Genomic DNA, 12719 nt, shown 5'->3' with positions numbered 1-12719 from the left:
GGCATAGCGCCGCACCGGACATCAGTTGGAAAAGCAGCTTAGTTCTTCGACTGGTCGACCAGCTTGTTCGCGGCGATCCACGGCATCATCGAACGCAGCTTGGCACCGACCGTTTCGATCTGGTGTTCAGCCGTCAGACGGCGGCGCGATTGCAGCGTCGGTGCGCCAGCCTTGTTTTCGATGATGAAGCTCTTCGCGTACTCGCCGGTCTGAATGTCGGTCAGCACAGCCTTCATCGCCTTCTTCGTTTCAGCCGTCACGATACGCGGACCCGTCACGTACTCGCCGTATTCGGCGTTGTTCGAGATCGAGTAGTTCATGTTCGCGATGCCGCCTTCGTAGATCAGGTCGACGATCAGCTTCAGTTCGTGCAGGCATTCGAAGTACGCCATTTCCGGCGCGTAACCCGCTTCCACCAGCGTTTCGAAGCCGGCCTTGATCAGGTCGACGGTACCGCCGCACAGCACGGCTTGCTCGCCGAACAGGTCGGTTTCCGTTTCTTCGCGGAAGTTCGTTTCGATGATGCCGGCACGGCCGCCGCCGTTCGCCGCTGCGTACGACAAGGCGATGTCACGTGCTGCGCCCGACTTGTCCTGCGCGACAGCGATCAGGTGCGGCACGCCGCCACCTTGCGAGTAGGTGCCGCGAACCGTGTGGCCCGGTGCCTTCGGCGCGATCATGATGACGTCGAGGTCGGCACGCGGAATCACTTGTCCGTAGTGAACGTTGAAGCCGTGTGCGAATGCCAGCGCTGCGCCTTGCTTGGCATTGGCGTGCACTTCCTTCGCATAGACTTCGGCGATCTGCTCGTCCGGCAGCAGCATCATGACCACGTCCGCGCCCTTGACGGCTTCCGCCACTTCCTTGACTTGCAGGCCCGCGTTCTCAGCCTTGCTCCACGATGCGCCGCCCTTGCGCAGACCGACCGTGATGTTCACGCCGCTTTCCTTCAGGTTCAGCGCGTGCGCATGGCCTTGCGAGCCATAGCCGATGATGGTGACTTGCTTGCCCTTGATGAGGGAGAGGTCAGCGTCCTTGTCGTAGAAAACTTTCATGTCGGTTCCTTGGCTAAATTCGATGATTCAGTGAAATTCAAATACTGCAAATAGTGTGTTGCGTGGCCGGGTTGGTGCAGGCACGGCCCGGCCTGGATCGAGACGGTTGTACGCTCGCGCGTCACACCTTCAGAATGCGCTCGCCGCGACCGATCCCCGAGCCGCCCGTGCGGACCGTTTCGAGAATCGCCGTGGCGTCGAGCCCTTCGATAAAGGCATCGAGCTTGTCGCTCGCGCCCGTCAGTTCGATCGTGTAGGTCTTTTCGGTGACGTCGATGATGCGGCCGCGGAAAATATCCGACATCCGTTTCATCTCCTCACGTTCCTTGCCGACCGCCCTCACCTTGATCAACATCAGCTCGCGCTCGATATGGGCGCCCTCGGTAAGGTCGACCACTTTCACCACCTCGATCAGGCGGTTCAGATGCTTCGTGATCTGTTCGATCACGTCGTCCGAGCCAATGGAGACGATGGTCATGCGCGACAGCGAACGGTCTTCGGTCGGAGCCACCGTCAAGGTTTCAATGTTGTAGCCGCGTGCCGAGAACAGACCCACCACGCGTGACAACGCGCCCGGTTCGTTTTCCAGCAGGACGGAAATGATGTGTCTCATGATTCGCTTCTTCCAGATGTTTTGTCGATGTCTGCGAACGGTTCGCGCCGCTTCGTCCGCTTGTCGCCTTTCATGAAGGCGCGCATGACGAAGCCGGCGCTGCGTTTAACTCAACGCGCCGTCGTTATAGATCTTCCGAACCCATGAGCATCTCGGTGATGCCCTTGCCGGCCTGAACCATCGGCCAGACGTTTTCGGTCGGATCGGTCTGGAAATCGAGAAACACCGTGCGATCTTTCAGGCGCAGCGCTTCCTTGAGCGCCGGCTCGACATCCGCCGTGCGTTCGATACGCATGCCGACGTGGCCGTACGCTTCGGCGAGCTTCACGAAATCCGGCAGCGCGTCCATGTAGGAATGCGAATAGCGCTTGCTGTATTCGATCTGCTGCCACTGGCGCACCATGCCCAGATAGCGGTTGTTCAGCGAAATGATCTTCACCGGAGTCTCGTACTGCTTGCAGGTGGAGAGCTCCTGGATACACATCTGGATCGAGCCTTCGCCCGTGATACAGAGCACGTCGTCGTCCGGGTGCGCCATCTTCACGCCCATCGCCGCCGGCAGGCCGAAGCCCATCGTGCCGAGGCCACCGGAGTTGATCCAGCGGCGCGGCTTGTTGAAGCGATAGAACTGCGCCGCCCACATCTGGTGCTGGCCGACGTCGGAACACACGAAGGCATTGCCGTCGGTCAGTTCCCACGCTTTTTCCACCACGTACTGCGGCTTGATGATGTCGCTCTTGCGGTCGAACTTCAGGCAGTCTTTCGCGCGCCAGGCTTCGATGTCCTTCCACCAGTCGGCGAGCGCCGCGGTGTCCGGGCCATGCTCGGCCGTTTGCAACTGCTCGATCAACTCCTTCAGCACTTCCTTCACGTCGCCGACGATCGGAATGTCGACCTTGACGCGCTTGGAGATGGAGGACGGATCGATGTCGATATGGATGATCTTGCGCGGACGCGACGAGAAGTGCGCCGGGTCGCCGATCACACGGTCGTCGAAACGCGCGCCGATCGCGATCAGCACGTCGCAGTGCTGCATCGCCATGTTGGCTTCGTACGTGCCGTGCATGCCGAGCATGCCGAGGAATTTCTTGTCGCTCGCGCGGTAGCCGCCCAGACCCATCAACGTGTTGGTGACGGGATAGCCGAGCAGATCGGCGAACTGGTTCAGCTCGCGCGATGCATCCGCGAGAATGATGCCGCCGCCGGTGTAGATATACGGACGCTTGGCCGACAGCAGCAAGGACACGGCCTTGCGGATCTGGCCGGAGTGACCTTTCGTGACCGGGTTGTACGAGCGCAGCGAAACAGTCTTGAGCGGTTCGTACTGGCAAGGCGCTTTCGACACGTCTTTCGGAATGTCGATCAGCACCGGGCCGGGACGGCCGGTACGGGCAATGAAGAAGGCTTTCTTGACGGTGGCGGCGAGGTCGCGCACGTCCTTCACGAGGAAGTTGTGCTTCACGCAAGGACGCGTGATGCCGACCGTGTCGCACTCCTGGAACGCATCCTGACCGATCGCGGCAGTCGGCACCTGGCCGCTGATCACGACCATCGGAATCGAATCCATGTATGCCGTGGCGATGCCGGTCACCGCATTGGTCACGCCGGGGCCGGAGGTCACGAGGCACACACCGACCTTGCCGGTGGAACGCGAGTAAGCGTCGGCGGCGTGGACCGCGGCCTGCTCGTGGCGCACGAGGATATGCTGGAACTTGTCCTGCTTGTACAGCTCGTCGTAAATGTAGAGTACCGAGCCGCCGGGATAGCCCCACACAAACTCGACGTCTTCGTCGGCCAGTGCCTTCATGAGCACGGTGGCGCCGATAGAGTCAGCTTCAGGATGGGGTGTCGTATCCGACGTGGAGAATTCCGCGCTGGGCATATTCATTAATTCACCTTTCGAAATTTCGGCAAAAATTTGATCGGGTGCTCTCTGCCGGGCTTGTGGCTCGGGTTCAAGCGGCGCGTCCAGTTGACAGGTGAGCTTCTTGGGCCACACCTCAATTGAGACAAGTCACTTATGTTGCGAACCAGCGACGATATCTGCAGACGCCCGCGCGGTCAAGCAAATCTTGCCGTGCCGCCATCAGTCAAATCGCGCTAGCTCACCAGAAGCGACCGAAATCTTGTTGTAGACATGCAAGGTGCATCACGTTTCGCCCCAGCAGCGCAAAAGTTTGTTAGCATCCGCGAGTTTTACGACATTTTTCGACCGATTACGCGCACGCTCGCTGCGCCGACCCCCAACGGATGGCATCAGACAAGGAACTCGCCGATTTTCTGGCGGGCGTCGAAAGGCGCGCATTCAAGCAGACGGTCTACGCCGTGCGGGACGACGACGCCTCGCTGGATATCGTGCAGGACGCGATGATCAAGCTCGCCGAAAAATACGGCGACCGTCCGGCGGCCGAACTTCCGCTGCTGTTTCAGCGTATTCTGCAGAATGCGATGCACGACTATTTCCGTCGTGCCAAAGTACGCAATACTTGGGTGAGTCTGTTCTCGTCGCTCGGCAACGCCGACGACGAAGATTTCGACCCGCTCGAAACCTTCGAAGCCCAGCAGGGCTCGGCGGGCTCGGAGAGCAACGAACAGAGGCTCGAACGCGAACAGGTCCTGCAGTTAATCGACGACGAGATCCAAAAGTTACCGGCACGTCAACGGGAGGCGTTTCTCATGCGTTATTGGGAAGATATGGATGTCGCCGAGACTGCCGCCGCTATGGGCTGCTCCGAAGGCAGTGTGAAAACGCACTGCTCGCGGGCCACCCACACGCTGGCGCAAGCGCTCAAGGCCAAAGGAATCACGCTATGAGCTCCCTAGAAACTAAAGAACTCGAGTTCGCCCGCCAGGTGCGCCGCGCGCTCGACGAAAACGCTGCCGGCATTCCGTCCGCCACCGCCGATCGGCTCGCCGCGGCGCGCCGTGCCGCGCTCGCCCGCAAGAAGCCCGAAACCGTGAGCGCGCCGGTGTTCGTGCCGGCCTTCGCCGGCGCGGGCATGGCAGCCGGCATGCCGCCGGTCGAACTGCCGCAGCGCCGCCGTTCGCCGCTGCGCCGCTTCGCGCTTGCGTGGCCGCTGGCCGCGCTGGTCATCAGCCTCGTGGGCATTGCCTATTGGGAAGATCAGCAACGCACCGCCGAACTCGCCGATATCGATGCCGCCATGCTAAGCGACGACCTGCCGCTCAATGCCTATCTCGACCACGGTTTCAACGCGTACCTTTCACGCGCCCACTGAGCGGGAGATTCTTCGGGTGAGTTACAAGCGCGGCCTGGCCGTTGTTTTCGGATGCACGATCGCGGCCCTGGTGTCGTTTGCTGCGACTTATCCGCGCTTTTATCCGAGCCCGTCTCCTGTTAGCGCGCCTGTTGCGGGCGGCAACGTCACCGCCAAGGCGCCCGCGCCCACGCTCGCCGTCGAATTGCCCAGCCTGCCCGGCAGCAATAGCCCGATGGCGTGGTCGCGGCTGACTTCGGCCGAGCATATGGCGCTGGCGCCGTTCGAGGCCCAATGGGATTCCTTCAGCGAAGAACGCAAGCGAAAATGGATTAAGATCGCGTCGCGTTACCCGAAGATGTCGGCCGATGCGCAAAAACGCCTGCACGACCGCATGACTGAATGGACCCGCATGACGCCCGACCAGCGGCGCGTCGCGCGTGAAAACTATCAGGTATCGAAGGAATTGCCGCGCGAAACCCGTCAGAACGCGTGGAAAGCCTATCAGCAGTTACCGGAAGAGCAGAAAGAACGCCTTGCCGCCAGCGAGCGCAAGCGGCGCCCCAGCGTGGTCAGCGCGCCGCCCTCGGGCCGCACTGAAATTAAGGGGATCGATCGGCTCGTCAACGCGCGTGAGCACGGCGCCAGCCACGTGACAGCGGCCAGCGCCGCCGCGGCTTCGCTGCCGAGCCCCGTCGCCGTGCCGCCGATTCCCGCCGCCGGCAGCTTCGTGCCTGCTACGCCGCTGCCGGTTTCGCCAGCCGAAGCGCCGTCGATTTTCAACGGCTCGTGAGCCCAGGCGCCGCCGTGTCCGAACCGTTCGCGGGCCAAACCATCGCCGCTGACAGCAGCAACGGCAACGCACCTACCGTCCGCCGACGCCTGGCGGCGCTGCTCTACGAAGCGCTGATCCTGTTCGGCGTAGTGTTCGTCGCCGGCTATCTGTTCAGCACGCTGACGCAGCAGCGCAACGGCCTGACCCATCACAACCTGCTGGCGGCGTGGATCGGCCTCGTGCTCGGCCTGTACTTCGTCTGGTTCTGGACTCATAGCGGCCAGACCTTACCCATGAAAACCTGGCGTCTGCGCGTGGTCGCCGCCGATGGCGCGCCGCTCTCCACCGGCCGCGCCATTGCCCGCTACGCGCTTGCGTGGCTGTGGTTTTTGCCGCCGCTGGCGCTGCATCCGCTGCTCGGACTCAAGCTGCCGCAGACGCTGATGATCGCCGGCATCTGGTTCCTGCTGTGGGCGGCCACCGGCCGTTTCGATCCGCAGCGCCAATTCCTGCACGACCGCCTCGCCGGCACGCGGGTCGTCAGCGTCTCGCGCTGAACCGCGCCGGGTTGCCGGTCGGGATGTCGCCTGTCTGTCCGGCCGCCGTCATGCCGGGCACATCATGCCGTTCGCGGCCGTGCCGACGGGCCGGCTAATTCGCTTGCTGTCGGGCCGCCACCACACCATGGGCCCAGCCGGTCGCGGTCGTGCTGATCTTTCGATCATCACCCCATAGCCAGTCACCACGCCGCGCGAGCTACGCCCAGCGCGGCCATCACTCTTCCCGCTCCCCGCCTCCCCGCCCCGCAGTAATAAGAACTTCTCATGACTGTCACGGCACAGTCACGCACACCCGGCCCAATACGGGCACCGCAACTCGACGCGTGAGCCATGGACCCCAAAACGTCCGCGACTTCCCTGTTCCGCCAGACCGGCCCGAGCGTCGACCCCGTCGCGTTCCGCCCGGAACCCAACCCTAGTCACGGCTTGCCGTTGCCCGTGGCGCCACTGCCGCTCGACGCCCACACCGGCCAGCACGACGACGATCACGCCGAGCCGCATCGCTACCGCACCATCTGGCTGTCCGACATCCATCTCGGCTCGAGCGGCTGCCAGGCGCCCTATCTGCTCGACTTCCTGCGTCACAACGAGTCGGAGTATCTGTATCTCGTCGGCGACATCATCGACGGCTGGCAGTTGAAGAAAGGCTGGTACTGGCCGCAGGCTCACAACGACGTCGTGCAGAAGGTGCTGCGCAAGGCGCGCAAAGGCACGCAAGTGATCTACGTGCCCGGCAACCACGACGAAGCCGCGCGCCAGTTCTGCGACCTCGCGTTCGGCGACATCCACGTGCGCGGCGAGGCGTTTCACACCACGCTCGCCGGCAAGCGTCTGTGGATCGTGCATGGCGATCTGTTCGACGGCGTGATCCAGCACGCCAAGTGGCTCGCCTATCTCGGCGACACGCTCTACACCATGATCCTGATCCTCAACCGCTGGTTCAACCGGATCCGCAGCCGGCTCGGGTTTCCGTACTGGTCGCTGTCGCAGTACCTGAAACATCAGGTGAAGAACGCGGTGAATTTCATCTCCTCGTTCGAACGCGTGATGACCGACGAAGCGCGCCGCCGCGGCTGCGACGGCGTGGTCTGCGGGCATATTCATAAAGCCGAGATACGCGATATCGACGGCGTCCTGTATTGCAACGACGGCGACTGGGTCGAAAGTCTGTCGGCCCTCGTCGAGACGTACGAGGGCGAACTCAAGGTGATCTACTGGACCGTGATGCGCTCCCCGGAAGTGGGCGTGCAAAAGGCCAGGGCAACCGCGTAGTCCCTGCTTGTTAACTTCTCTATTGGGCCGAAACCGATGAAGATCATGATCGTCACCGACGCATGGGAACCGCAGGTCAATGGCGTCGTGCGCACGCTGAAAAACACGACGCGCGAACTCAGCGCGCTCGGCCATCACGTCGATCTGCTGACGCCGCTCGAATTCAAGACGATCCCTTGCCCGACGTATCCGGAGATCCGCCTCTCGCTGCTGCCGCGCCGCAAACTGCGCGAGCGTATCGACGCCTTCTCGCCCGACGCGTTGCACATCGCCACCGAAGGTCCGCTCGGCATGGCCGCGCGCGCCTACGCAATCCAGCACAAGCTGCCGTTCACCACCGCGTATCACACACGTTTTCCGGAGTATGTGCAGGCGCGCTTCGGCATTCCGCTCGCCGCGACCTACAAGTTCCTGCACTGGTTTCACAAGCCGTCACTGGCCGTGATGGCGCCCACGCCGGTCGTCAAGAGCGACCTCGAAAAATTCGGTTTCACCAACGTCGTGCTGTGGACGCGCGGCGTCGACCTGGACATCTTTCACCAGATGGACTCGAAGGTGCTCAACAGCGCGCGGCCGATCTTCCTGTACGTGGGACGCGTGGCCGTCGAGAAAAACGTCGAGGCGTTTCTGAAGCTCGATCTGCCCGGTTCGAAGTGGGTTGCCGGTGAAGGTCCGGCACTCGCCGAACTGAAGTCGCGCTATCCGCAAGTGAATTATCTGGGCGTGCTGACCCAGGCCGAGTTGGCGAAGGTCTATGCGGCGGCGGACGTCTTCGTGTTCCCGAGCCGCACCGACACATTCGGGCTCGTGCTGCTCGAAGCGCTCGCCTGCGGCACGCCGGTCGCGGCATATCCCGTCACCGGTCCGATCGATGTACTCGGCGACGGCGGCGCGGGCGCAATGCATGAAGACCTGCGCGAAGCCTGCCTCGAAGCCTTGAAGATCGATCGCAACCATGCGCGCGCGTGGGCCGAACGCTTCTCGTGGGCGGCGGCCTCCGAGCAATTCGCCGCGCATCTGAAGCCGCTGCCGCGCGCCTCGTATCGCGAGGAAAGCGCCGCCGCGTGATGCGGCGTGCCGAGCCGTCCATGCAAACCAGACCATCCACCGTGGGGCGCGCGTCGAACGGCGCGCTGCGTGCCGTCGATGCCAACAACGACAACCATACTGCAAGCATCGAACCGTTCGACGACGTGAGCGAACCAGGCACGCCGAATCATGCAGATCACGCGCATGGTTCGAACGGCGCGAGCATCGCGAACGGCACGCAACAGAACGGCACACAACACGACACGCAGAACGAACCGCTCAGTCCCGACGATCCGCTCGCGCCGCTGCCTTTCAATCCCTACAAAGGCAATCGCGGCCTCACCCGCGCCTGGCACGCGATGAAAAATTCGCTCGCCGGCTTTCGCGTCGCGATTCGCGAGGAAAGCGCGTTCCGTCAGGAACTCACGCTCGCGGCGATCCTGATTCCCTGCGGCGTGCTGGTGCCGGTCGAGCCGGTGTCGCGCGTGTTGCTGCTCGGCTCCGTGCTGCTCGTGTTGATCGTCGAGTTGCTGAATTCGAGCGTGGAAGCGGCCATCGACCGGATTTCGCTCGAACGCCACGAACTTTCGCGCCGCGCGAAGGATCTCGGCAGCGCGGCCGTGATGGTCGCACTGGGCATGTGCCTGATGACGTGGCTATTGATCGTCGGGCCGCTCGTCGTGCATTGGGTTCAGGCCTGGCTGTGAAGCCGCGCCACACGCTGTTTTAGCGCCGTGGAAGCGGGTTCGAGCGACGCGCGAAATGGTCGCGGGAATGAAAACCCTGACTATCCGTTTGAGATTAGAACGCTCGGTTTATAATCGTCCGATACACCAACCGCGTCCGGGCGGATCACGCGAAGAGCGGCACGCCGCCGTGTGCCCCCCGGCGTAACCAGGGCCGGACGACATGGAAGCCAAACCTCCCCGCCGCACGCGCGAACGGATTCTCGAACTGTCGCTGAAACTGTTCAACGAAATCGGCGAGCCGAACGTCACGACGACGACGATCGCCGAGGAAATGGAAATCAGTCCAGGCAACCTGTACTACCACTTCCGCAACAAAGACGACATCATCAACAGCATCTTCAGCCAGTTCGAGCAGGAGATCGAAAAGCGTCTGCGTTTCCCCGAAGACCACCGCGCGACCATCGACGAAATGTGGTCATATCTGCAGTACATGGTCGATTTCACGTGGCGCTATCGTTTCCTGTATCGCGATCTGAACGATCTGCTGGCGCGCAATCGCACGCTCGAAACGCACTTCAAGCAGATCATCAGCCACAAGGTGCGTTTTGCGAGCCAGTTCTGCGAGCAGCTCGTGGCCGACGGCGAAATGGTCGTCACGCCGGAAGAGCTTCATGTGATCGCCACCAACGTCGGCGTGATCGGCATGTACTGGCTCTCGTATCAGTTCGTGATGAATCCGCGCAAATACAACGAGCAGGAAGCGATTCGCGCGGAACTGCATCAGGTGAGCGTGCAGATCGTGTCGCTGATGGCGCCTTATCTGCGCGGCCGCTCGCGGCAGATTTTCGACGACCTCGTGTCGGGCAAGCTGCCCAAGCGCGAGTTTTACGACTACCTGCCGCCCAAGGAAGGCGCCGCGCCCCGCAACGAACCGAAGGACGTTTGAGCATGAAGTCGGTGTGCGTGTATTGCGGCTCTTCCAACGGAGCCAAACCCTTGTATGCGGAAGCGGCGCGCGCCTTCGGCCGCGCGCTGGTGCAAGCCGATCTTGCACTGGTGTACGGCGGCGGCAAGGTCGGCCTGATGGGCGTGATAGCCGACACGGTGATGGCCGAAGGCGGCCGCGCGATCGGCGTGATTCCCGAGCTGCTGGTCAACAAGGAAGTCGGCCATAACGGCCTGACCGAATTGCATGTGGTGCCCGACATGCATCATCGCAAGAAGATGATGGCCGACCTGTCCGATGCGTTCGTCGCGATGCCAGGCGGCGCGGGCACGCTCGAAGAGCTGTTCGAGGTCTACACGTGGGCGCAACTCGGCTATCACCAGAAAGCGGTGGCAGTGCTGAATATCGACGGCTTCTACGATCCGTTGATCAACATGCTTCAGCACACGGTCGACGAAGGCTTCATGCGCCAGACCTATTTCGACATTCTGCAGATCGACGCCGATCCTGTCGCCTTGATCGGCAAGCTGCAACGCTATCAGCCGCCCGTCGCCGACAAGTGGGCGATCAAGCGCGACGCGGTCTGACTTTCCCTTAACGTCGAGGTTGCGATGACGAAAGCCGTTCTGATCACCGGCGGCAGCCGCGGCATTGGCCGCGCGACGGCGCGTTTGCTGGGTGCGCGCGGCTGGTCCGTCGGCGTGAATTACGCGCGCAATCTCGCTGCCGCGCAGGACACCGCCGCCGAAGTCGAGCGCGCAGGCGGTCAGGCGTTGACGATTGCGGGCGACGTCGCGAATGAGGCCGACGTGCTCGCAATGTTCGACGCGCTTGAGCAGAAGTTCGGCCGGATCGACGCGCTCGTCAACAACGCCGGCATCGTCGCGCCGTCCAGCCAGCTCGCCGATATGGACGTCGCGCGCCTGAAACGCATGTTCGACGTCAACGTGCTCGGCGCGTATCTCTGCGCGCGCGAAGCCGCACGGCGAATGTCGACGGACCGCGGCGGCGCGGGCGGCGTGATCGTCAACGTGTCGTCGGCGGCTTCGCGTCTCGGTTCACCGAACGAATACGTCGACTACGCCGGCTCGAAAGGCGCCGTCGACACAATGACGCTCGGCCTCGCCAAGGAACTCGGCCCGCGCGGCGTGCGCGTGAACGCCGTGCGCCCCGGCCTGATCGACACCGAGATTCATGCGAGCGGCGGCAAACCCGAGCGCGCCGCGCAGCTCGGCGCGACCACGCCGCTGGGCCGTCCCGGCACGGCTGATGAAGTGGCCGAGACCATCGTCTGGTTGTTGAGCGATGCCGCCTCGTATGTGACGGGCGCGCTGCTCGACGTGTCCGGCGGACGCTAGGCGCCCGCCCGCTTCCCGCTTTTCCCGTTATAACCGGCCGCATGCATGCACGAGCGCCCGCTTTGCGTTTCACGAGTGACGCGAACGAACTGGCGTGATTTGCGTGCTTACCCCAGGGGCCGCGAGAGCGGTGATCGACGAATAGTACCGGCGCCGCGCGCCTAGAACGATGAACCGGGCGTGCGCAGAAAGGCGATTTCCTCAGCCGTCGAGGGACGCCCGAGCGTCGCATTGCGATGCGGAAAGCGCCCGAAACGCTCGACGATTTCCGCGTGCCGCACCGCGAACCGGTAGTACGATTTGCCACCCGGCTCCGCTTCCAGTTGCCTGAAAAGACGCAGCGACTCGCGCTGACTTTCGAGCGTTTCATCGTGCTCGAACGGCAGATAGGCGAACGCGCGATGGTGCACGGTGGGCAACTCGCGGTCGGCGCCGCTGGCGACGATTTGCCGCGCGACGAGCAATGCCTTCTGATCGGCAGCAAACGCGCGCGCTGTGCCGCGATGACAATTGCGCGAGAACTGATCCAGCACGATGACAAGCGCCAGCGCGCCGAGTGGCGTTTGCGTCCAGCTATCGAGGGCGGATTCACGCGCCGCGTCGATCAGCGCACCGAAGCGCTCGCGCAGCATCGCGTCGAAAGCCGCATTGCGTGAAAACCAGATTTTGCGCTCGGTGCCGTATTCCGGCGCGCCCGGTACGCCGAACCAGCAGTCGAGGACGTCGCGCGCTTCCTGAGGCAAGTCAGCGTAGTCCGGCGATGCCGCGCCGGATGCCGAGCCCGACGCGTTAGCCATTCCGGTTGCGCATCCAGTCGGCCGTTTCGAAGAACGAGCCCAGAAGCCGTTCCCTCAGCGGCTCGCTGAGACCGACGTCTTCCATCGCCCACGCCATGCATCTGAGCCACTGATCGCGCTCGCTCGACGCGATCGCGAACGGCAGATGCCGCGCGCGCAAACGCGGATGACCGAAGCGGCTAATGTAGTGATCGGGTCCGCCTAACCAGCCGCACAGGAACCAGAAGAACTTGTCGCGCGAACCGTCGAGCGATTCGGGATGCAGCGCGCGGATGCCGGCGAAGTCCGCTTCGAGATCCATCAGGTCGTAAAAGCGGTCGACCAGTTCGCGCACACGCGCTTCGCCGCCCACCAGTTCGAAGGCCGTCGGCTGGGCCGCGGACACTTCGTCGTTCAAATCACTCATA

General features: G+C 62.9%; 15 protein-coding genes. 10 read left to right on the top strand and 5 right to left on the bottom strand.

The genetic code is table 11. The features are described 5' to 3' along the window. Positions 1-38 precede the first annotated feature (38 nt). The 3 genes from ilvC to B0G73_RS10340 all read right to left on the bottom strand — a co-directional run bounded on the left by ilvC (position 39) and on the right by B0G73_RS10340 (position 3556). Positions 39-1055, bottom strand: a complete 1017-nt coding sequence (ilvC, locus tag B0G73_RS10350; protein ID WP_074763518.1) for a ketol-acid reductoisomerase — start codon at positions 1053-1055, stop codon at positions 39-41. Positions 1056-1176: 121 nt separating this feature from the next. Next, positions 1177-1668: an acetolactate synthase small subunit gene (gene ilvN, locus B0G73_RS10345; protein WP_012432363.1), complete on the bottom strand. Its 492-nt coding sequence runs from the start codon at positions 1666-1668 to the stop codon at positions 1177-1179. A 124-nt stretch (positions 1669-1792) separates the two neighbouring features. Further along, on the bottom strand, positions 1793-3556 hold the full coding sequence (locus tag B0G73_RS10340) for an acetolactate synthase 3 catalytic subunit (protein ID WP_012432362.1): 1764 nt from the start codon (positions 3554-3556) through the stop codon (positions 1793-1795). Between the two features lie 362 nt (positions 3557-3918). On the opposite strand from B0G73_RS10340, the gene B0G73_RS10335 reads away from it, so the two are divergent. From B0G73_RS10335 to B0G73_RS10290, 10 genes are all read left to right on the top strand, one after another. Beyond that, on the top strand, positions 3919-4482 hold the full coding sequence (locus tag B0G73_RS10335) for an RNA polymerase sigma factor (RefSeq protein ID WP_106280345.1): 564 nt from the start codon (positions 3919-3921) through the stop codon (positions 4480-4482). After that, the gene (locus B0G73_RS10330; RefSeq protein ID WP_106280343.1) at positions 4479-4907 is read left to right on the top strand and encodes a DUF3619 family protein; all 429 of its coding nucleotides are present in this window, start codon (positions 4479-4481) and stop codon (positions 4905-4907) included. The genes B0G73_RS10335 and B0G73_RS10330 overlap by 4 nt, the downstream gene beginning before the upstream one ends. Positions 4908-4923: 16 nt before the next feature. Then, entirely contained in the window at positions 4924-5679 is a 756-nt protein-coding gene (locus B0G73_RS10325; RefSeq protein ID WP_106280342.1) for a DUF3106 domain-containing protein, read from the top strand. Between the two features lie 14 nt (positions 5680-5693). Further along, positions 5694-6218: an RDD family protein gene (locus tag B0G73_RS10320; RefSeq protein ID WP_106280340.1), complete on the top strand. Its 525-nt coding sequence runs from the start codon at positions 5694-5696 to the stop codon at positions 6216-6218. Between the two features lie 333 nt (positions 6219-6551). Beyond that, positions 6552-7493: a UDP-2,3-diacylglucosamine diphosphatase gene (locus B0G73_RS10315; RefSeq protein ID WP_106280338.1), complete on the top strand. Its 942-nt coding sequence runs from the start codon at positions 6552-6554 to the stop codon at positions 7491-7493. A 36-nt stretch (positions 7494-7529) separates the two neighbouring features. Further along, complete coding sequence (locus tag B0G73_RS10310; protein ID WP_106280336.1) at positions 7530-8561, top strand: glycosyltransferase family 1 protein; 1032 nt, start codon at positions 7530-7532, stop codon at positions 8559-8561. Positions 8562-8581: 20 nt separating this feature from the next. Then, positions 8582-9229 (top strand): diacylglycerol kinase, encoded by a 648-nt coding sequence (locus tag B0G73_RS10305; protein WP_106280460.1) that lies wholly within the window; start codon positions 8582-8584, stop codon positions 9227-9229. Between the two features lie 202 nt (positions 9230-9431). After that, on the top strand, positions 9432-10157 hold the full coding sequence (locus B0G73_RS10300; RefSeq protein ID WP_106280334.1) for a TetR/AcrR family transcriptional regulator: 726 nt from the start codon (positions 9432-9434) through the stop codon (positions 10155-10157). Positions 10158-10159: 2 nt separating this feature from the next. Further along, the gene (locus tag B0G73_RS10295; protein WP_106280332.1) at positions 10160-10744 is read left to right on the top strand and encodes a TIGR00730 family Rossman fold protein; all 585 of its coding nucleotides are present in this window, start codon (positions 10160-10162) and stop codon (positions 10742-10744) included. A gap of 24 nt (positions 10745-10768) precedes the next feature. Further along, positions 10769-11515, top strand: coding sequence for an SDR family oxidoreductase (locus tag B0G73_RS10290; RefSeq protein WP_106280330.1), 747 nt, complete (start codon positions 10769-10771; stop codon positions 11513-11515). 161 nt (positions 11516-11676) lie between these two features. Here B0G73_RS10290 and B0G73_RS10285 read toward each other — a convergent pair whose 3' ends face one another. Continuing rightward, on the bottom strand, positions 11677-12312 hold the full coding sequence (locus B0G73_RS10285; RefSeq protein ID WP_106280329.1) for a DUF924 family protein: 636 nt from the start codon (positions 12310-12312) through the stop codon (positions 11677-11679). Beyond that, positions 12305-12718, bottom strand: a complete 414-nt coding sequence (locus B0G73_RS10280) for a group II truncated hemoglobin (protein ID WP_106280327.1) — start codon at positions 12716-12718, stop codon at positions 12305-12307. Before B0G73_RS10280 ends, B0G73_RS10285 begins: the two co-directional genes overlap by 8 nt. Between the last annotated feature and the right edge of the window lies 1 nt (position 12719).

Source organism: Paraburkholderia sp. BL25I1N1 (assembly GCF_003002025.1).
Classification (GTDB): Bacteria; Pseudomonadota; Gammaproteobacteria; order Burkholderiales; family Burkholderiaceae; genus Paraburkholderia.
Note: the sequence above shows the minus strand (reverse complement) of the source record. Positions and strands in the feature narration are given on the sequence as shown.

What these genes read in the sequence shown, in the direction of transcription:
- ilvC (WP_074763518.1), bottom strand. Translation starts at nt 1,055, where the DNA reads ATGAAAGTTTTCTACGACAAGGACGCTGACCTCTCCCTCATCAAGGGC.
- ilvN (WP_012432363.1), bottom strand. Translation starts at nt 1,668, where the DNA reads ATGAGACACATCATTTCCGTCCTGCTGGAAAACGAACCGGGCGCGTTG.
- B0G73_RS10340 (WP_012432362.1), bottom strand. Translation starts at nt 3,556, where the DNA reads ATGAATATGCCCAGCGCGGAATTCTCCACGTCGGATACGACACCCCAT.
- B0G73_RS10335 (WP_106280345.1), top strand. Translation starts at nt 3,919, where the DNA reads ATGGCATCAGACAAGGAACTCGCCGATTTTCTGGCGGGCGTCGAAAGG.
- B0G73_RS10330 (WP_106280343.1), top strand. Translation starts at nt 4,479, where the DNA reads ATGAGCTCCCTAGAAACTAAAGAACTCGAGTTCGCCCGCCAGGTGCGC.
- B0G73_RS10315 (WP_106280338.1), top strand. Translation starts at nt 6,552, where the DNA reads ATGGACCCCAAAACGTCCGCGACTTCCCTGTTCCGCCAGACCGGCCCG.
- B0G73_RS10310 (WP_106280336.1), top strand. Translation starts at nt 7,530, where the DNA reads ATGAAGATCATGATCGTCACCGACGCATGGGAACCGCAGGTCAATGGC.
- B0G73_RS10305 (WP_106280460.1), top strand. Translation starts at nt 8,582, where the DNA reads ATGCAAACCAGACCATCCACCGTGGGGCGCGCGTCGAACGGCGCGCTG.
- B0G73_RS10300 (WP_106280334.1), top strand. Translation starts at nt 9,432, where the DNA reads ATGGAAGCCAAACCTCCCCGCCGCACGCGCGAACGGATTCTCGAACTG.
- B0G73_RS10295 (WP_106280332.1), top strand. Translation starts at nt 10,160, where the DNA reads ATGAAGTCGGTGTGCGTGTATTGCGGCTCTTCCAACGGAGCCAAACCC.
- B0G73_RS10290 (WP_106280330.1), top strand. Translation starts at nt 10,769, where the DNA reads ATGACGAAAGCCGTTCTGATCACCGGCGGCAGCCGCGGCATTGGCCGC.
- B0G73_RS10285 (WP_106280329.1), bottom strand. Translation starts at nt 12,312, where the DNA reads ATGGCTAACGCGTCGGGCTCGGCATCCGGCGCGGCATCGCCGGACTAC.
- B0G73_RS10280 (WP_106280327.1), bottom strand. Translation starts at nt 12,718, where the DNA reads ATGAGTGATTTGAACGACGAAGTGTCCGCGGCCCAGCCGACGGCCTTC.